Genomic DNA, 19,163 nt, shown 5'->3' on the forward strand with positions numbered 1-19,163 from the left:
CCCTGCGCGTTTTCGACGCTGATGCCGCTTACGGATTGAAGCGTTTTGCCTCGTCGCGCCAGTAGTGCTGCTGCTGCCAGCCAAGCAAGCGTTTGAGCTTCTCGTTGCTGAGCAGCGTCTCGAACTCGCCGAGGGCCTTCTTGACCGGCACGCCCGGATAGTAGCGATCCAGCAACGTCTGGGTCGGCAAGTCGGACGACACGTCGTCCGCCGCGACGTTCATGATCTCGAAGCCGAGGCCGTCCGTTTCGATGGCGAGCCGGCACGCGTTGGCGAGATCTCGCCCGTCGATGTAGCTCCACGCAATACGCTTGCGCAGCGCGGGATCCTTGAGCCACGTGGAGAACTTCGCGTAATCCTCGGGATCGAGCACGTTGCCGATGCGAAAACAGTAGATGTCCGACCCGGTGCGCGCCTGGAATGCCTTCGCGGTCACTTCGTTGACCACTTTCGAGGTGGCGTAGCTGTCCATCGGGTCCACCGGATAGTTCTCGTCCAGCGGAAAGTACGCGGGATCGCGATGCCGGTGGGCGAACACCACACCGTAAGTCGTCTCGCTCGAGGCGAGGATCACCTTGCGGACCCCTAGTTTCGCAGCGGCGTCGAGAATGTTGTAAGTCCCCATCACATTGATGCGGTAGACCTCGTTATCGGTCGTCAACATGATGCGAGGAATCGCCGCGAAGTGAACGATCGCGTCGATGGGTTTCGGCTCCAGGTCGTCGGCGAATTCCACTGGCGCCGTGGTCGAGGCGATCGCGTTGAAAACCTGGCCCGCGTCGGTGATGTCCGTGATCAGCGTGCGCGCCGTGCGCTTCGGCATGGGCACACGGTCCAGATTCAACACTTCGTAGCCGTGCGCGACCAGGTTCTCGACCACCCATTTGCCGGCAAGGCCGCTACCGCCGGTCACTATCACTCGCTTTGTCATCTGTCTCTCTCCTTTTCGTGGCGTCGTTCCCGCCTCTGCAAACGCGCACGTTACCGCAAACATCGGCCGGCTGTAATGACCACCGCTACCTTTCCAGCCGGATGGATTGTCTGCGGGGGACGCAGACAAAATCGTTATGCGCCCGATTGCGCGGGCGCGGCCACCGCAGGCTGCCGGTTGAACCGCTCCGCCAGAAAATCGATGAACGCACGCGCACGCGCCGACTGATTGCGCTTGTTCGGGTAGTACACGAACAAATCGGCCAGCGGCTGCACGAACTCGGGCAGCACGACGCGCAGCCGGCCGCTTTCCAGATACTTCGCCAGGTCCCACTCCGAGCGCAGCAGAATGCCGTGCCCGTCGAGCGCCCAGCCGAGCACGATATCGCCGTCGTTGCTCGACAGCATGCCGTGCACCTTCACCGCATGCGCCTCGCCATCGCGCTCGAGGCGCCATATGCCGTAGGCGTTGTCGTTCTGTCGATGCACGATGCATTGATGGTTGGCGAGATCGCCCAGCGTTGCGGGCGTGCCCTGCGTCTCCAGATAGCGCGGCGAGGCGCACAGCAAGCGGCGGTTCGTCATGATGCGCCGCGCAATGAGCCGCTTGTCGGGCAGCTCGCCAAAACGGATCGCCAGATCCACGCCGCTTTCGACGAGGTCGATCGGCCGGTCGGTGACATCGAGCTGCACTTCGACATGCGGATGCCGCCGCGCGAACTCCGAAACGAGCGGTGCGATCGTCGTGCGCCCGAAGCCGAGCGTCGCGTTCACACGCAGCAAGCCGCGCGTGACGGAGCGGCTCGACGACACGACATCTTCCATTTCCTGCACTTCGGCAAGAATGCGCGTCGCGTAGTGCAGAAAGGTCTCGCCTTCGGCGGTCAGGCTCACGCTGCGGGTGGTCCGGTTGACCAGGCGCACGCCCAGGCGCGCCTCGAGCTGCGCGAGCCGTTTGGTCGCCGCCGGCGGCGTGATGTCCATGTCGCGCGCAACGCTTGAAAGGTTTCCGTAACGCCCGAGCAGAACGAAAAACGCCAGGTAGGAGGTCAGGTCATTCTTCACCGTGAGTTAATAAAGATGTGAAAACAAGTGAATCATAGAGCCGATCCGGGCGCATAACCTAGCGTCTCCCACAGCCAGCGAATCGCGAACGACCGCGAGAACGACCGCGCATGCTGGCCGTGCCACCAGGAGACACCCGTGAGAATCGTTGAAATCCGCGAAAAAACCGTTCCGATCAGTTCCTCGATCCGCAACGCCTATATCGACTTCAGCAAGATGACGCTCAGCCTCGTCGCCGTGGTCACCGACGTGATCCGCGACGGCAAGCCCGTCATCGGCTATGGCTTCAACTCGAATGGCCGCTATGGCCAGGGCACGCTGATGCGCGAGCGCTTCATCCCGCGCATTCTCGAAGCCGATCCCGCCTCGCTCGTGAACGAGGCGGGCGACAACCTCGACCCGCACAAGATCTGGGCGACGATGTTCACCAACGAAAAGCCGGGCGGCCATGGCGAGCGCTCGGTGGCGATCGGCACGATCGACATGGCGGTATGGGACGCCGTGGCGAAGATCGAAGGCAAGCCGCTCTTCCAGTTGCTCGCCGAGCGCTACGGCAATGGCCAACCCGACCGCAAGATCTTCGTCTATGCGGCGGGCGGCTACTACTACCCAGGCCAGGACCACAACAAGCTCAAGGACGAAATGCGCAGCTATATCGACCGCGGCTACACGGTCGTGAAGAAAAAGATTGGCGGCGCGTCGCTCGACGAGGACCTGCGCCGCATCGATTCGATCCTGAGCGTGCTGGGCGACGGTCAGAAACTGGCCGTCGACGCCAACGGCCGTTTCGATCTGGACACCGCGATCCAGTACGCGAAAGCGCTCTCGCAATACGATCTGTTCTGGTACGAGGAGCCGGGCGACCCGCTCGACTTCGAATTGCAGGCCACGCTGCGCAACTACTACGACAAACCGATGGCGACCGGCGAGGATCTGTTCTCGATGCAGGACGCGCGCAACCTCATCCGCTACGGCGGCATGCGTCCCGACCGCGACTGGCTGCAGTTCGACTGCGCGTTGAGCTACGGCCTCGTCGAATATCTGCGCACGCTGGAGATGCTGCATCAGCACGGCTGGTCCGCGAGCCGCTGCATTCCGCACGGCGGCCATCAGATGTCGCTCAACATCGCGGCGGGCCTCGGGCTTGGCGGCAACGAGTCGTATCCCGATCTGTTCCAGCCTTATGGCGGCTTCCCCGATGGCGTGAAGGTCGACAACGGCTACATCACGATGCCCGACCTGCCCGGCATCGGCTTCGAGAGCAAGGCCGATCTGTTTGCGGAAATGCAGAAGATCGCGGCCTGACGCCGAAGCGAAGAAAAGAGCGCGACCGGAAACACAACCGCTGCACGCATGGCGGTTGGCGGTCGCCCGAAATTACCTGCATGGCGCCATGCTCAGGAGACAGACATGCGGCCCTCGAAACTCAAAAAGTATCTTTCGAAGCTCTACATACAGGTCTTGATCGGTATCCTGGCGGGCATTCTCGTCGGCCACTTCTATCCGGACATCGGAGCGGATCTCAAACCGCTTGGCGACCTCTTCATCAAGCTGATCCGCATGGCGCTCGCGCCGATCATCTTCGCTTCGGTCGTCGTGGGCATTGCCCGGATGAACGACCTGCACGAAGCCGGCCGCGTAGGCGTGAAGGCGCTGCTCTACTTCGAGGTGGCGTCGACCATTGCGCTTCTCGTAGGCCTCGTCGTCGTGAACGTGATCAAGCCGGGCAGCGGCATGAACATCGATCCGGCGCACCTCGACAGCTCGGCGATCGCCAGCTACGCGCACGCGGCCCACGACCACACGGCGCTCGGGTTCCTCATGAGCATCGTGCCGAACAGCATCGTCGGCGCGTTTGCGAACGGCGAAATTTTGCCGATCATCTTTTTCTCGGTGCTGTTCGCCATTGCGCTGGCGAAGCTCGGCCCGCGTACCGCACCGCTCGTCGATATGCTCGACATGTTCTTGCAGGGCATGTTCGGCGTCGTGCGGATCGTCATGTATGTCGCGCCCGTGGGCGCGTTTGGCGGCATGGCGTTCACCATCGCGAAGTACGGGCTCGGCACGCTGGCGTCGTTTGGCGAGCTGATGCTTTGCCTGTACGTGACGTCGATTGTCTTCGTCGTGGTGGTGCTCGGGCTCGTCATGCGCGTTTGCGGATTTTCGCTGTGGAAGTATCTCCGCTATATCCGCGACGAAATCCTGATCACGTTCGGCACGGCGTCGACCGAGGCCGTGCTGCCGCAGATGCTCGTCAAGATGGAGAACCTCGGCTGTTCGCGGCCTGTTGTCGGCATGGTGTTGCCGACCGGCTATACGTTCAACGCGGACGGCACGGCGATCTATCTCACGATGGCGGCCCTCTTCGTGGCCCAGGCGATGAACATTCATCTCACGCTGTTCGATCAACTTGTCGTGCTGAGCGTTTTGCTGCTGACTTCGAAGGGTTCTGCTGGTGTGGCCGGAGCGGGGTTTGTTGCGCTCGCTGCTACGCTTGCTTCGATGCATAAGATTCCGGTTTCCGGGCTGGTGCTGCTGTTGGGGGTGGATCGGTTTCTCAATGAAGCTCGGGCGGTGACCAATTTGATTGGGAATGGCGTGGCCACGATCGTGGTCGCCAGGTGGGAAGGGGCGATGGATGTTGCGCGGGCTCGGGCGGTTTTGAATGGGGAGATTGAGGGTGGGGACGCGTCGGGCGCTGGCGATTTGTCGTTGCCCAGCGGCGAGCCGGTTTCTGGCTCGAGGGGGCTGGTAGAAAACCATCTGTGAAATGAGTACTTTGCGGTGCCTTGTTTTCGCGTCGGTATGCCTGGGTTGCCCCTGTAAGGTTCACCGACGCGAACACAAGAAAAAGCCAAAGCGCCAAAAACCACAACCCTTCCGCGATAGCACCAAAAAACCACAACAAAGCAAACCCAAACCAGACACCAAAGAAATACATATCAGAATTCGTTAGTTTGTCGCAGATGGAACCCTGACTAGACTGCAGGTCCATCTTGTTATGACAAGCGAACCATGCCCCGAACAAATCTGGTGGCGCTATCCCCCCAGCCGCTCTACGTCCAGATCAAGGACACGCTCCGAGAGCGCATCCTGAACGGCACCTATGCGCCGCACAGCCAGATGCCCTCCGAACACGAGCTATGCGCCCTGTTCGGCGTCAGCCGCATCACCGTGCGCCAGGCACTAGGCGATCTGCAAAAGGAAGGCCTGGTCTTCAGGCTGCACGGCAAGGGCACGTTCGTCTCCAGGCCCAAGGCATTCCAGAACGTAACCTCGCTGCAAGGCTTCGCGGAAGCGATGTCGTCGATGGGCTACGAAATTGTCAACCAGTTGCGCAGCTTCAGGATCATCAAGGCCGATCGCCACGTCGCGCAACGGCTCAATCTTCTGGAAGGCGCGCCGGTCGCGGAAATCCATCGCGTGCGCATGCTCAACCGCGAACCGGTTTCGCTAGAACTCACGTGGGTGCCGGAAGCGCTCGGCAAGCGGCTCGCCAACGCCGACCTCGCCACGCGCGACATTTTCCTGATTCTCGAGAACGACTGCGGCGTGCCGCTCGGTCATGCCGATGTGTCGATCGACGCGATTCTCGCCGATGACGACATCGCCCGCGCCCTGCGCGTGGAAGACGGCAGCCCCGTTCTGCGGATCGAACGCCTGACGCACGACGCATCCGGCAATCCCATCGACTACGAATACCTGTATTTCCGCGGCGACGCCTTCCAGTACCGGCTGCGCGTCGACCGCCAAAAAACCCGTGCAAGGGGAAGGAAAGCGCTATGAATACCGAAGTGCTCGAATACGACATCGTGGTCGTCGGCGGCGGCACGGCCGGCCCAATGGCTGCAATCAAGGCCAAGGAACGCAACCCGGCGCTCAAGGTGCTGCTGCTTGAAAAAGCCAATGTCAAGCGCAGCGGCGCAATCTCGATGGGCATGGACGGCTTGAACAACGCCATCATTCCCGGCCACGCCACACCCGAGCAGTACACGCGCGAAATCACCGTCGCCAACGATGGCATTATCGACCAGGAGGCCGTCTATGCGTATGCGCGACACAGCTTCACGACCATCGAGCAGCTCGACCGCTGGGGCGTGAAGTTCGAAAAAGACGGCAACGGCGACTATGCCGTGAAGAAGGTCCATCACATGGGCGCTTACGTATTGCCCATGCCCGAAGGACACGACGTGAAAAAGATCCTCTACCGGCAGCTCAAACGTGCGCGCATCGAGATCACGAACCGCATCGTCGCCACGCGGCTCATGACCGATTCGCAGGGCCGCATAAGCGGCGTTCTCGGCTTCGACTGCCGCACGGCGCAGTTCCACGTGGTGCGCGCGAAAGCCGTGATTCTGTGCTGCGGCGCGGCGGGGCGCCTCGGTCTGCCCTCCTCCGGCTACCTGATGGGCACTTACGAGAATCCGACCAACGCGGGCGACGGCTACGCCATGGCGTACCACGCGGGCGCCGCCCTCGCGAATCTGGAATGCTTTCAAATCAATCCACTTATTAAGGACTACAACGGACCGGCTTGTGCATATGTCACCGGGCCGCTCGGCGGCTTCACCGCGAACGGCAAGGGCGAGCGCTTCATCGAATGCGACTACTGGAGCGGCCAGATGATGTGGGAGTTCTACCAGGAGCTGCAGAGCGGAAACGGCCCCGTGTTCCTGAAGCTCGACCATCTTGCCGAGGAAACGATCCAGACCATCGAGCAGATCCTGCACACCAACGAGCGCCCGAGCCGCGGCCGGTTCCACGCGGGCCGCGGCACGGACTACCGTCAGCAGATGGTCGAGATGCATATTTCCGAGATCGGCTTTTGCAGCGGGCATAGCGCGTCGGGTGTCTATGTGAATGCGCGCGCGGAGACGACCGTACCCGGACTCTATGCAGCAGGCGACATGGCGGCCGTGCCCCACAACTACATGCTAGGCGCATTCACCTACGGCTGGTTCGCGGGCGCCAACGCGGCCGAATACGTGGAGGGCCGCGAGCATGCGAGCCTCGACGAATCCCAGATCGCCGCTGAACGCGCACGGATCTACGCGCCGCTCGATCGCGAAAACGGACTCGCACCGGCCCAGGTCGAATACAAGCTGCGCCGCATGGTGAACGACTATCTTCAGCCGCCCAAGGTCACGCGCAAGATGGAGATCGGCCTGCAGCGCTTCGACGAGATCGCCGAAGACATCGAAGCGATCAAGGCCAACAATGCGCACGAATTGATGCGCGCCGCCGAGGTGCGCGCCATTCGCGACTGCGCGGAAATGGCGGCGCGCGCCTCACTGTTCCGCACCGAAAGCCGCTGGGGCCTGTATCACCACCGGGTCGATTACCCGCAGCGCAACGACGCCGATTGGTTCTGCCATACGCACCTGCGCAAGGACGCTTCCGGCAGCATGACGAGCGAAAAGCGCGCGGTCGAGCCGTACATCATCCCGCTCGCGCAAGCGGATCGAGGCGCTTACGATCAGCTACGCATTCGCGAATCCGCGGAACTCGTCGCCGAACACTAAGGAATCCGAATATGTCCTATACGCCGCACGAAATCTTCCAGCGCAGCAGTGCGCCCGTCACGATCGACGAAGACCGCTGCATCGCCGACAAAGGCTGCACGGTTTGCGTGGATGTGTGCCCGCTCGACCTGCTCGCAATCGATGTGAGCAAGGGTAAGGCCTATATGCAATTCGACGAATGCTGGTATTGCATGCCCTGCGAACGCGACTGCCCGACCGGCGCAGTCAAGGTCGACATTCCGTACCTGTTGCGCTAACCGCTGTCACCCAACGACGGTACCCGTATTGCTCGCCAAACAGATCATGAAAACACGCCAACGGATTCTTCGCCTTTTCGCCGCCCCGCTACTGTTGAGCGCCGCGATCACCGTACACGCCGAGACGATTCGCGTCGCGATCGGCACCCAGGACACCACTATCAACTGCGCGACGGGTGGCCTCCTGATCCGCGAATTGCACTTGCTCGACAAGTATCTGCCCCACACCGGCAAATACGCGAACGTCACCTACGACGTGCAGTGGAAGGACTTCACTTCCGGCGCGCCGCTCACGAACGAAATGGTGGCCGGCAAGCTCGACTTCGGCGCCATGGCGGATTTCCCGGGTTCGCTCAATGGCGCGGCGTTCCAGAAAGCGGGCCGAAAGAGCCTCTTCATCACCGTGCTCGAAGGCAGCACCGATGGCAGCGGCAACGGCATCGTCGTGCCCGTCAACTCGCCGCTGCATTCGATTGCCGACCTCAAGGGCAAGACGATCTCGGTACCGTTCGCCTCGACGTCGCACGGCATGCTGCTGCGCGCAATCAAAGCGCAAGGCTGGAACCCCGATACCGACGTGAACATCATCACGCAAGCGCCGGAAGTGGCAGGGAGCGCCCTCAAGGCGGGCAAGATCGACGCCCACGCCGACTTCGTGCCGTTCGCCGACCTGTTCCCGTACCGCGGCATCGCTCGCAAGATATACGACGGCGCCCAAAGCCGTGCGCCCACCTTTCACGGCGCGCTCGTCGATGCCGCTTATGCGCAGAAGTACCCGGAAGTGGTGGTCGCCTATCTGCGCGCGGCAATCGAAGCGAACCGCCTGATTGCGGAAGATCCCGAAAAATATAGTTTGCTGATCGAGAAGGTGACGGGCATCGAGGCGCCCGTCGACTATCTCTATCATGGACCGCTCGGCCTGCAAACGCGCGATCTCACCTGGAAGCCGGAGTACCGCCAGGCCGTGGCGACTGCCATCGACACGCTGAAGCTGCTCAAGAAAACGGATGTCAATCTCGATGCGAACACCTTCATCGACGACCGCTACATCCGCGAGGCGTTCAAGGAGTCTGGACTCGACTATGACGCCGCGCTGAAAAACTACGCTCGGCAGCCGCTCGCCGCGAACGACGCGCTGACCGGCAAGCCCATTCGTGATTTCCTCGCGGTCACACAGGTGTGGGTCGCCAACGAGGCACACGTGCGCAACTATGCGAACGCGGCGGAAGGGTTCGCAGCGCTCGCGAAACTCGAACAGTCCGGCAGCAAGGTGCGCGCGGTCTACGTGCAGGACCACGACAGCGGACAGAAGCTCTTCGCTTCCGACGCCTGGTACGTACGCGACGCGCATGGCGACGTCACCGCGTTCCTGCAGAAGACAGGCGCGGATGCCTACGCACAGCACACGTCGGGCGCGGTCGTCGACTATGCCGCTGCAAAAACGGGCGCCCAGCAGGCCCTCGCTTCGCGCTAACGCGTCGCGCTCTGTCCGCCCGCTCACTTGCGATTTATGAGGAGTCCGCATGTCTGCCACGCTTGACCTCGCAGCCCGGCAACGCCAGGCCGTCCGGGAACCGGCACTGACTGCAGCCGCAGCGCGCAGCGCACCGATACGCCGCCGCGCATGGCGCGCCGGCTCGATCGTGCTGTTCGTGGCTGCCTGGCAGTTGGCCGTTCATTTCCGGCTCTCGCTTGGCATCGTCACGTTCGCGAATGTCCCTTCGCCCGCCGACGCCATTCCCGCGCTATGGGCGCTGCTCCATTCGCCGAAGCTGCCGATGCATCTCGCCGCGAGTCTGACGCGCGTGCTGGCCGGCTTCTGCGCGGCGGCCCTGGTCGGCGTCGGGCTCGGACTCGCGATCGGTCGCTATCGCGCACTCGAAGATGTGCTCCTGCCGCCGCTCGAAGTGCTGCGGCCAATCCCGGCGGTCGCGTGGATTCCGCTCGCGATCCTGATGTTTCCCTCTTCGGAACTGAGCATGATGTTCATCACGTTCATCGGTGCGCTGTTCCCGATCCTGCTGAACACGATCCACGGCGTGGAGGCCGTCGACCCCCGCCTCGTCGCCACCGCGCGGGGTCTCGGCACCGGCTCGCTGTCGCTCTATACAGAAGTGGTATTGCCGGGTGCCGCGCCTGCGATCTTCACGGGTCTTTCCATCGGTATGGGCACCGCGTGGTTCTGCCTCGTAACCGCGGAAATGATCGCCGGGCAGTACGGCATAGGCTATTTCACCTGGGAATCCTATACGCTCCAGAACTATGCGGATATCGTGGTCGGCATGGCCCTGATCGGCGTGCTCGGCATGGGCAGCAGCCTCCTCGTCAAACGCATCGGCACCGCACTGACGCCGTGGTACCGCCTGCGGGGAGCGCGCCAGTGAACACGCCTGCCGCCGTCCATCCTGAAGCCCGCGCCAGGGCGCCGGTGCCCCACGCGGCGGGGCACATCAACGTGCGTTCGCTGACCGTGGAGGTCGGGCCGCCGCACGCGCGCTTGGCCGCGCTCGACTCACTGAACGTCGAGATCGCACCCGGCGAGTTCGTGTGCGTGCTTGGGCCGTCCGGCTGCGGAAAGTCCACGCTGCTCGGCGCCATCGCGGGGCACGTCCCGTCCACGCAGGGCGAAATCGCCGTCGACGGTCTCGCGGTCGAGCGCCCGCATCCGGAGCGCGGCCTCGTATTCCAGCAGCACACGCTGTTTCCCTGGAAGCGTGTGATCGACAACGTGGCATTCGGCCTGAAGATGAAGGGCGTTGGCGCCAGTGAGCGTCGGCGCGAAGCGGCCGAACTGCTCGCGCTGGTGGGGCTCGCGGGATTCGAGTCGCACTATCCCGCGCAGCTGTCGGGCGGCATGCAGCAGCGTGTGGAAATCGCGCGCGTGCTGATCAACCGTCCGCGCATTTTGTTGATGGACGAGCCCTTCGGCGCACTCGACGCCCAAACGCGCCGCATGATGCAAACGCTTTTGCTCGACATCTGGACGCAGATACGCACGACCGTCGTGTTCGTCACGCACGACATCGACGAAGCGCTGTTTCTCGGCGACCGCATCCTGATGCTCTCGCAACGACCCGCGCGCCTCGTCGCCGATATCACAGTGCCGCTCGCGCGGCCACGCAGCGACGAGAGCACGACCGAAGCCGGCTTCGTCGACATCAAGCGCCGCTGCCTCGCGTTTCTGCGCGAAGCGGCGTAGTCCCTCAAGCGCCCACCAGATCACTGCCCTTCCCATGACCGTTTCCGCTCCCACCTTGCCGAACCCGCAGCACCCGAGCGCCGAAGCGAGCGCCCTGCTCGCGCGCCTCGCCGACGCCGATCCCGCCGTGCGCCGCATCGCGCTCTTCGAACTCGCCGATCTCGAAGATGAAGCGCTGCTGCCCGCGTTCGTGGCGACGCTGCGCGACGATCCCGCTCCAGACGTGCGCCGCGAAGCCGCCGCCGTGCTGGCCGCGTGGGAAGACGACGACGTCGTCGAAGCGCTCTGCGCAGCATTGCTCGACACCGACGACGACGTGCGCGAAGCCGCGGCGCAAAGTCTTTCGGAATTGAAGGCTCAGTCGTCGGGCCACGTGCTGCGCCGGTGGGCCGCGCGGCCCGAACCGTTCGTGCGCCGCGCGGCGCTGCGCGGCCTGCGCGAACTCCGCTTTGCGGATGCCTTCGAGCCCGCGCTGCATGCGCTTGCGGACACTGAGGCCGACGTGCGGCTCGAGGCCGTCGCCGTGCTCGGCTGGCTCAAGGAGGAACGCGCGCTGAAGGCGCTCGCCGCGCTCGGCGCCGGCGACGCGCACCCCGACGTCCGCCGCGCCGCCGTTGGCGCGCTCGGCTTCGCATCGTCGGACGATCAGGCCACGCTCGACGCGCTGCTCACGGCGTTGCGCGACGACGCCTGGCAGGTGCGCGAAGAAGCCGCGACGACGCTCGGCAAGCTGCGTGCCGCAACGGCACTCGCACCGCTTGTCGAAGCGCTCGGTGACGCCTACTGGCAGGTCCGGCTGCGCGCGGCCCGCGCACTCGGACAGCTACGCGATGCGCAAGCGGCCACCGCCGTCGCCACGCTGCTCACGCATTCGATCAGCAACTTGCGCAAGGAAGCGGCGCTCACGCTCGGCGAACTGGGCACGCGCGAGTCTTTGCCCGCGCTGCAAAGCGCGCTGCAGGACCGCGATCCCGAGGTGCGCAAGGCCGTGCGCATCGCTATCGGCCAGATCGCGGGCGCAGCGCTATGAAAACGCCGCTCGAGGTTCGCAACGACGCCGTCGCGCGAGCGCTCACGCTCCGCTGGCCGGCAGGCGAGACACAACGTGTGAAGCACGCCCGGCTGCGCGCGGCGTGCCCGTGCGCAGCCTGCCGGCGCGTGCGGCTCGACGGCGCCGCGCCCGCGGCCGCTGCGGATGTGATGCTGATCGCCATCGAGCCGATGGGCTACGGCGTGCAGCTCGCGTTCAGCGACGGCCATGCACGCGGCATCTATCCATGGACCTACCTCGAGCAGCTTGGGCGCGGCGAAGACCGCTAGCTTGCGCCCTGAAGCTGGCAGCCACCCGCCTCGCTTCGATCTTCGATTAAAGAACGCTCGCATCGCGCCGATAAGCATGCCATGCCGTGCTCGTTTGACGGGCGCCCGATCCGTTGACAAAGAATCGAAGAAAAAGATGCGAAACAGAATGACCCGCCTGCTCGTCGGCACTTCCTTCACATCCGCTGCGCTATTGTCAGGTTGTGTTCAGTTCGTGCCGGTCAAGGATATGGCCAACGACAAGCCCGGCTATCTCGCGGCGCACTTTGCCGTGGATTCCTTGCCCACGAGCGTTCGCGAGAAAATGCCGGCACCGGGCACGCACGTGCTGCCCTTCAAGGTCTTGACGGTGCTCGGCAAGGTAACGGGCCATGTTGGCACGGTGGGGATCGAGCGCGACTTCAAGACTGTGCTGATCAACGCACAAGATACGGGCATGGTCCAGCAGTTGTATGAAAGCTCGGCGAATGGTGTGCCCGCCGCCGCAACGTTCAGCCTCTCTTACCTCAACATTTACAGCCTGAAAGAGGAAACGGCGAACTACGCGCAGACGGCGGCGTTCATCCCCTTCGTCGCGCACGACGCCGACAACAATCAGTTCGCGTTCAACGCGCCGCAGGAAGACGAAACCTATACCACGACGTTCAAGTTCGGCACGACGGTTCAGATCGTCAACTTCCGGGCGCTCACGTGGACCTGTCACACGAGCCGCTACTATCCGGCTTCCCAGTTCAATGCAGCGTTCACCGGCAAAGCGATCGACCTGGACTGCGAACAGACGAAGGACGGTATCGTCCAGAACAAGACGCGTCGAACGTATCTGACTCAGTACGGCATCGGCCTGACCCGCTCGGTCGCCACCACTTCCGGCAAACTGGACTGGACCTATAGCGGCTTCGACAAGGACGGGCAACAAACGCTGACGCCGCACGGCCAGGCAGCGATCGAAAAGCCGATTTGAAGTCGAGGCAGTGACGGCGCGCGCGATCGTCGGCCCCGCCCCTCGATTATTCGGACCGTTGAGAATCGATCGATGCGGTGAACACGCGGTTTCCCACGATTGTGGCCCTGAGTTCCAGCGCCTTGGATACCTGCTCCTGACAGCCAGCTACACTACGGGCGCAGAGGCGATTGCAACGCCTGCCAGACAACTGCGCAAACCACAGGAGGAGCACGCAAATGACGCTTTCGAAGAGAAAATTTGGGCGGACCGGCTGGAACGTGTCCGAGATCGGCTTTGGTGCATGGGCAATCGGCGGCTCGTGGGGAAGCGTCGGCGAAGACGACGCCAGAGCCGCGCTGAACGCCGCGCTCGATAACGGCGTCACGTTCATCGACACCGCCGACGTCTACGGCGACGGCCGCTCGGAGCGCATTATCCGGGACGTGCTGCGCGAACGCGGCGGCAAGCGCCCGATCGTGGCGACGAAACTCGGACGCCGGCTCGATCCGCATGTGACCAGCGGCTATCTGAACAAGCGCGAACTCGAAGGCTTCATCGACCGGAGTCTTTCGAACCTGGGTGTCGACACGCTCGACCTCGTGCAATTGCACTGCCCGCCGACGGAGGTCTACTACCGCCCCGAGGTATTCGACGCGATGGACAGCTTCGTCGCCGCCGGCAAAATCCGCTTTTACGGCGTTTCGGTCGAAAAGGTGGAGGAAGCGCTGAAGGCGATCGAATATCCCAATGTGGTCTCGGTGCAGATCATCTACAACATGTTCCGCCAACGGCCTGCCGCCCTGTTTTTCCGCGAGGCGCTAAAGAAGAATGTTGCGGTCATCGCGCGAGTGCCGCTCGCGAGCGGCATGCTCACCGGCAAATTGTCCGCGGATTCCGTTTTTGCGGCGGACGACCACCGTGCGTTCAATCGTCATGGCGAGGCATTCGACGTAGGCGAAACGTTCTCGGGCGTGCCGTACGACGTCGCCTTGAAGGCGGTCGATGAACTGCGCGGCCTGGTACCCGTGGACGCCTCGATGGCACAGCTCGCCCTGCGCTGGATACTCATGGAAGACGCTGTCTCCGTCATCATTCCGGGCAGCAAGAACGCGGCCCAGGCGGCGTCGAACGTCTCGGCGGCAAACCTCGCGCCGCTCTCCGACGCGGCGATGCAACGCGTGCGGGACGTTTACGAACACTATATAGCGCCGCACGTCCACCAGCGCTGGTAAAAGCCCTTGCGGTCGAGGCCGCAGGAATTTCTGCGCCCGCTTACCCGATTTTGCTCCGCCCCGATTGTTCGGCTGATCCTGCCAGTCAATTCGCGCCAGGCCGCTTTATCGCGGCGGCGCGGACCTTTAGATTCGCAATAGTCGCCGGCCGATGGCTTCATTCAAGCCAGGACGCCGGTTCCATTCGATGCTGCGACATACGGTAAGGAGAACATGATGGGCAAACTTGCAGGCAAGGTGGCAGTCGTCACGGGCGCGTCGAAAGGCATTGGCGCTGCGATCGCCAAGGCCCTCGCGGCCGAAGGCGCTTCGGTGGTCGTGAACTACGCGAGCAGCAAGGCGGGCGCCGATGCGGTCGTGAGCGCGATTACGGCCGCGGGCGGCAAGGCGGTTTCCGTCGGCGGCGACGTGTCGAAGGCGTCCGACGCACAAGGCATCATCAGCACGGCCGTCGAAACTTACGGTCGCCTCGACATCCTTGTCAACAACTCGGGCGTCTACGAGTTCGCGCCAATCGAAGAGTTCACGGAGGCGCAATACCGCAAGCAGTTCGACATCAACGTGCTCGGCGTGCTGCTCACCACGCAGGCGGCCGTAAAGCATCTTGGCGAGGGTGCGAGCATCGTGAACGTGAGTTCGGTCGTGACGACGGTCACGCCACCGGGAACGGCTGTCTATAGCGGCACGAAGGGCGCGGTGGATGCGATCACGGGCGTGCTGGCACGCGAACTGGGACCGCGCAAGATCCGCGTGAATGCGATCAATCCCGGCATCATCGAGACAGAAGGCGCACACGCGATCGGCGTCATCGGATCGGATTTCGAAAGCCAGACGGTCAGCCAGACGCCGCTCGGACGCATCGGTCAGCCGGACGATATCGCCTCGGCCGTCGTGTTCCTCGCATCGGACGACGCCAAATGGTTGACCGGCGAGCATATCGTCGCCAGCGGGGGCCTGCGCTAAGGCAGGTGGGTGAAACTGGCTGGCGCGAAAAAACGCGTGCGTGCTAATCTCCTGAAGATCGGTCGTGCCGCCCGGGTGGCGGCACGACCGGCAACGCTTCGGAAAGAGGAGTTTGGCCAAGCCGCCTCATGCGAGTTTCCGACCTTGTAGACAGCCGCACGATTCTGCGCAGCCGGCGGCGTTGGCTGTATTTCGGCGTGTTCTGGCTCGGCGCCATCGCGACGGGACTGGTCGCGGTCATGTACGCGCGGCTCGTCGACTTCGGTTACTCGCTCTTTGTGCAGATGACAGGCCACAACCGGTGGCTGCCACTCGTCATCACGCCGGCCATCGGTGCGTTCTGCGTATGGGCCACGCGCCGCTGGTTTCCGGGTTCGGAGGGCAGCGGCATCCCGCAAGTCATCGCAACGCTGCACGACGTGCGCAAATTCGGCCCGCGCCTGCTCACGCTGCGCATCCTGATCGGCAAGATCGCCCTGTCGTTTCTCGCCATTGTCGGCGGATTCACGATTGGCCGCGAAGGGCCGACTATCCACGTGGGCGCGGCGCTCATGTACAGCCTCCGGCGTTTCTACCCGGCGCGACTGCGCAGCATGTACGGCGTCGGCCTCGAATACAAGCTCGCGCTCGCGGGCGCCGCCGCCGGCCTTTCCGCCGCGTTCAATGCACCGCTCGCGGGCGTGGTCTTCGCCATCGAGGAACTCACACGCAGCTTCGAGGCGAAAACCAGCGGCGTGATCATCACGGCCATCATCTTTGCGGGCGTCGTCTCACTCGCGCTGCAAGGCAACTATGTGTATTTCGGCACGATCGCCATCGGCAGTCATATGCCCGATCTGCTCGCGGTCGCCGTCATCCTCGTCGGCGTGATCACCGGCCTCGCAGGCGGCGTGTTCTGCTGGCTGCTGCTCAACACCGAACGATGGATGCCGTCCCGTTTGTTCGCTCTCCGAAAGGAACGGCCCGTGACGTTCGGCGCCGTGTGCGGTTTATTCATCGCCGTGATTGGCGTGGCGAGCGGCGGCAATCTGTTCGGCAGCGGCTATGCGCAAGCGCGCGGCATGCTCGAGGGTCATTCACAGCTCGGCGTCGCCTATCCCGTGCTGAAAATGGCCTCGATGGTCGGCTCGTACCTGCCGGGCACGCCGGGCGGCCTCTTTGCGCCGTCGCTGGCGATCGGCGCCGGCATCGGCAATGCACTGCACATGGTGTTCGGGCAGATGCAGCTGCCAATGCTGATCGCGCTCGGCATGGTCGGCTATCTGGCCGCCGTCACGCAGAGCCCGATCACGGCGTTTGTCATCGTCATCGAAATGATCGACGGGCACGCGCTCGTGATCTCGTTGATGGCAACGGCGCTCGTGTCGAGCCAGGTCTCGAAGCTGTTCGCGCCGCCGCTGTACGAAGCCCTGGCGCAACGCTTCCTGAAACAGTGACGCGCGCTCACGCGCGTCGATCCTCACGCGCCGTTACCAGCGCAGCAACCGCGGCCCCAGCCACGCGCCAATGCCGGCGGGCAGCAACATGCCGATCACGTACCAGACGCTCCAGAACGCCGGGCTCATTTCCGGGCAATGGAGGCAATACGCAATGGTCGCGAGCGCGCTCGCAAAGAGCCCGGCTGCCGCGCCCGCTGCGCGCAGGCGGGTGGGCGCGAGACCGCGCACGGCCCAGAAGACGGCCACAAACGTGGGCACCGAAAGCAGCACGATATTGAACGGGCACGTGCGCCATGTGAGGCCCATCACGAGCGGTATGCGTTGCGCGGGCGCCGCGTCGCCCAGTGCGAGCCACGCGCCCGCCAGCACGGCGACGAACGGCAGCGCGACCAGCGCCCACGCATAGCCGCCGCGCCGGCCCGGCCGCCCGAGGCGGCTGACCGCGAGCGCGGCGGCGGCCGCGACACACAACGGGAACGCGAGCTTCGCCCAGAAGATCGGCGTGTGCATGACACTCATGAGATCGTGCCGCACGCCGAACACCACGCTCATCAGCACGACCGAGCCCGCAAAACCGAGCGCCAGCGCCCGCGCGAAGCGGCGCAGCACAGCTTTGCGGTCCACGCGCGCATCGCCGGCGGCGAGCAGGTTGATCAGATCGTCGGTTTTCATCGCGCTCCCCTGATGCGCGTGGCAAGCGCCTTCAAACCGCGATGAATGCCCACCTTGACCGCCGATTCGGAGAGCCCCGTGAGCTTCGCCGTCTCCACGACCGAAAGCCCTTCGAGCTTCACGTGGACGATAGGCAGGCGCTGCTTGTCGGGCAATTGCTCGAGCAGCTTGCCGATATCTCGGCGCGCCTGCGCGGGTTCGTCGTCGGGCGCGGCGAAGAGATCGGTGTGATCTTCGAGCGGATCGTTGAGCACGTCGCGGCGTGCGCGCGAGCGGAAAAAGTCCATCAGCTTGTAGCGGGCGATCGCGTGCACCCACGCCGTGAGCGGTTCGTCGGGGCGCCATGTGTGACGCGCGTTGTGGACCGCCAGCAGGATCTCCTGTACGAGGTCCTCGACGTCGTCGCGCAACTGCGGGATGCGCCGGCGCAGGTAGCCGCGCAAATGGCGCGTGAGTTCCTCGAGGAAGTCGCGATACGCTTGCGCGTCGCCTTCCAGGCCGCTGACGAAAAGCGCTTTGAGACGGGTTTCCGCGGTGTGCAAAGGTCGTCCTGGATGATCGCGACGGTAGGTTAGCGGGCTTGCGGGCATGGCGCTCGCCTGGTCTTGCGAAGGAGAGCTTTCAAAATTATTACGAGCACCGCCATATTCGCGCCCGTTCGCGTGAGCGTAGCCGAACGCTTCGCTCCCCGCAACGGCATGCGCTGCCCCGGCGCGCGCGCCGGGCGTCGCCCCTTCCGTCATCGTCGCCCATGTGCTAGTCAAACCCACCTTGTGCCTCTTTCGCTCGGCGCGAGCGCGTGCGCCCGTTGCGGGTAGTTCGTTCGCCGCGCCAGTTAGGTTACAGCCTCGGCGACTTATTTTTAGGCCGCCCCCCGGTCTCGCGATTTATTCCCGACGCGCTGTAACCGGCGCGCGCGCCACAGCGAATTCACTGTCAACTCTGCGCTAACGAGGAATCGCCATGCACACGTCGATCGGTGAATCGCCCGCACTCGAAGCCAGCGTGCGCCGCCCACGCGCCATCCAGCCGCTCTGGCTGCGCGTCACGCATTGGCTCAACGCGCTTGCGGCGCTCGTCATGATGTTCTCCGGCTGGCGCATTTACGATGCGTCTCCCGTGTTCGCGAGCTTCGTCATTCCCACCTCGATCACGCTCGGCGGCTGGCTCGGCGGCGCACTGCAATGGCATTTCGCGGCAATGTGGCTGCTGTTTTTCAACGGCCTAGTCTATCTCGCCATGAATCTCGCCACCGGCCGCTGGCGCACGAAGTTCTTCCCGCTGAGCCCGCGCGCCGTGCTGCACGATCTGCGCGCCGCGCTCATGGGCCGACTTTCTCACGCTGACCTAAGCCAGTACAACGCCGTGCAGAAGCTCGCCTACCTGATTGCGATCGCCGATCTCGTCGTCCTCGTGCTGTCGGGCCTTGCGATCTGGAAGTCGGTGCAGTTTCCGCTGCTGCGCGAGTCGATGGGCGGATACGACCGCGCGCGCGTCGTGCACTTTTGCGCGATGTCCGTGCTTGCGGCGTTCGTGCTCGTTCACGTGACGATGGTCGCGCTCGTGCCGCGCTCGCTGCTCACCATGCTGCGCGGACGCTGAACGCGCCGCCCAATCCTGT

The 19,163-nt window shown here is 63.7% G+C and carries 19 protein-coding genes; 15 read left to right on the plus strand and 4 right to left on the minus strand.

The window, feature by feature from the left end:
• Positions 1–28: 28 nt before the first annotated feature.
• Positions 29–931, minus strand: coding sequence for an NAD-dependent epimerase/dehydratase family protein (locus tag BFD71_RS22825; RefSeq protein WP_028207963.1), 903 nt, complete (start codon positions 929–931; stop codon positions 29–31).
• 134 nt (positions 932–1,065) lie between these two features.
• A complete protein-coding gene (locus BFD71_RS22830; protein WP_069266591.1) occupies positions 1,066–1,995 on the minus strand; it encodes a LysR substrate-binding domain-containing protein in 930 nt (309 codons plus the stop codon).
• 138 nt (positions 1,996–2,133) lie between these two features.
• Between BFD71_RS22830 and BFD71_RS22835 the strand changes: the two genes are divergently transcribed.
• The 14 genes from BFD71_RS22835 (at position 2,134) to BFD71_RS22900 (ending at position 16,867) form a co-directional block, all read left to right on the plus strand.
• Entirely contained in the window at positions 2,134–3,300 is a 1,167-nt protein-coding gene (locus BFD71_RS22835) for a mandelate racemase/muconate lactonizing enzyme family protein (protein WP_069266592.1), read from the plus strand.
• A 105-nt stretch (positions 3,301–3,405) separates the two neighbouring features.
• Positions 3,406–4,764 carry a C4-dicarboxylate transporter DctA gene (gene dctA / locus BFD71_RS22840; RefSeq protein WP_083245411.1) on the plus strand — a complete coding sequence of 453 codons (1,359 nt, stop codon included), beginning with the start codon at positions 3,406–3,408 and terminating at the stop codon, positions 4,762–4,764.
• Positions 4,765–5,010: 246 nt separating this feature from the next.
• Positions 5,011–5,781 carry a GntR family transcriptional regulator gene (locus tag BFD71_RS22845; protein WP_069266593.1) on the plus strand — a complete coding sequence of 257 codons (771 nt, stop codon included), beginning with the start codon at positions 5,011–5,013 and terminating at the stop codon, positions 5,779–5,781.
• Positions 5,778–7,517, plus strand: a complete 1,740-nt coding sequence (locus tag BFD71_RS22850) for a fumarate reductase/succinate dehydrogenase flavoprotein subunit (protein ID WP_069266594.1) — start codon at positions 5,778–5,780, stop codon at positions 7,515–7,517. Before BFD71_RS22845 ends, BFD71_RS22850 begins: the two co-directional genes overlap by 4 nt.
• A gap of 11 nt (positions 7,518–7,528) precedes the next feature.
• On the plus strand, positions 7,529–7,774 hold the full coding sequence (locus BFD71_RS22855) for a 4Fe-4S dicluster domain-containing protein (RefSeq protein WP_069266595.1): 246 nt from the start codon (positions 7,529–7,531) through the stop codon (positions 7,772–7,774).
• Between the two features lie 46 nt (positions 7,775–7,820).
• Positions 7,821–9,248, plus strand: a complete 1,428-nt coding sequence (locus BFD71_RS22860; RefSeq protein WP_069266714.1) for an ABC transporter substrate-binding protein — start codon at positions 7,821–7,823, stop codon at positions 9,246–9,248.
• A 49-nt stretch (positions 9,249–9,297) separates the two neighbouring features.
• Complete coding sequence (locus BFD71_RS22865; protein ID WP_069266596.1) at positions 9,298–10,158, plus strand: ABC transporter permease; 861 nt, start codon at positions 9,298–9,300, stop codon at positions 10,156–10,158.
• Positions 10,159–10,202: 44 nt separating this feature from the next.
• Entirely contained in the window at positions 10,203–10,973 is a 771-nt protein-coding gene (locus BFD71_RS22870; RefSeq protein ID WP_069266715.1) for an ABC transporter ATP-binding protein, read from the plus strand.
• A gap of 34 nt (positions 10,974–11,007) precedes the next feature.
• Entirely contained in the window at positions 11,008–12,003 is a 996-nt protein-coding gene (locus BFD71_RS22875) for a HEAT repeat domain-containing protein (RefSeq protein WP_069266597.1), read from the plus strand.
• Positions 12,000–12,293: a gamma-butyrobetaine hydroxylase-like domain-containing protein gene (locus BFD71_RS22880; protein ID WP_069266598.1), complete on the plus strand. Its 294-nt coding sequence runs from the start codon at positions 12,000–12,002 to the stop codon at positions 12,291–12,293. Before BFD71_RS22875 ends, BFD71_RS22880 begins: the two co-directional genes overlap by 4 nt.
• Positions 12,271–13,254, plus strand: coding sequence for a hypothetical protein (locus BFD71_RS22885; RefSeq protein WP_141710774.1), 984 nt, complete (start codon positions 12,271–12,273; stop codon positions 13,252–13,254). The genes BFD71_RS22880 and BFD71_RS22885 overlap by 23 nt, the downstream gene beginning before the upstream one ends.
• Before the next feature lie 218 nt (positions 13,255–13,472).
• Complete coding sequence (locus BFD71_RS22890) at positions 13,473–14,468, plus strand: aldo/keto reductase (protein WP_069266600.1); 996 nt, start codon at positions 13,473–13,475, stop codon at positions 14,466–14,468.
• 216 nt (positions 14,469–14,684) lie between these two features.
• Positions 14,685–15,431 (plus strand): glucose 1-dehydrogenase, encoded by a 747-nt coding sequence (locus tag BFD71_RS22895; RefSeq protein WP_069266601.1) that lies wholly within the window; start codon positions 14,685–14,687, stop codon positions 15,429–15,431.
• 128 nt (positions 15,432–15,559) lie between these two features.
• Positions 15,560–16,867 carry a chloride channel protein gene (locus BFD71_RS22900; RefSeq protein ID WP_069266602.1) on the plus strand — a complete coding sequence of 436 codons (1,308 nt, stop codon included), beginning with the start codon at positions 15,560–15,562 and terminating at the stop codon, positions 16,865–16,867.
• Positions 16,868–16,900: 33 nt separating this feature from the next.
• Here BFD71_RS22900 and BFD71_RS22905 read toward each other — a convergent pair whose 3' ends face one another.
• Positions 16,901–17,542, minus strand: a complete 642-nt coding sequence (locus tag BFD71_RS22905; RefSeq protein WP_069266603.1) for a DUF1109 domain-containing protein — start codon at positions 17,540–17,542, stop codon at positions 16,901–16,903.
• Positions 17,539–18,084, minus strand: coding sequence for a sigma-70 family RNA polymerase sigma factor (locus tag BFD71_RS22910; protein WP_069266604.1), 546 nt, complete (start codon positions 18,082–18,084; stop codon positions 17,539–17,541). The genes BFD71_RS22905 and BFD71_RS22910 overlap by 4 nt, the downstream gene beginning before the upstream one ends.
• Positions 18,085–18,505: 421 nt before the next feature.
• Between BFD71_RS22910 and BFD71_RS22915 the strand changes: the two genes are divergently transcribed.
• Positions 18,506–19,144 carry a cytochrome b/b6 domain-containing protein gene (locus BFD71_RS22915; protein WP_069266605.1) on the plus strand — a complete coding sequence of 213 codons (639 nt, stop codon included), beginning with the start codon at positions 18,506–18,508 and terminating at the stop codon, positions 19,142–19,144.
• The last annotated feature ends 19 nt before the right edge of the window (positions 19,145–19,163 follow it).

The sequence above is a fragment of the Paraburkholderia nodosa genome, from assembly GCF_001718195.1.
GTDB lineage: Bacteria > Pseudomonadota > Gammaproteobacteria > Burkholderiales > Burkholderiaceae > Paraburkholderia > Paraburkholderia nodosa_A.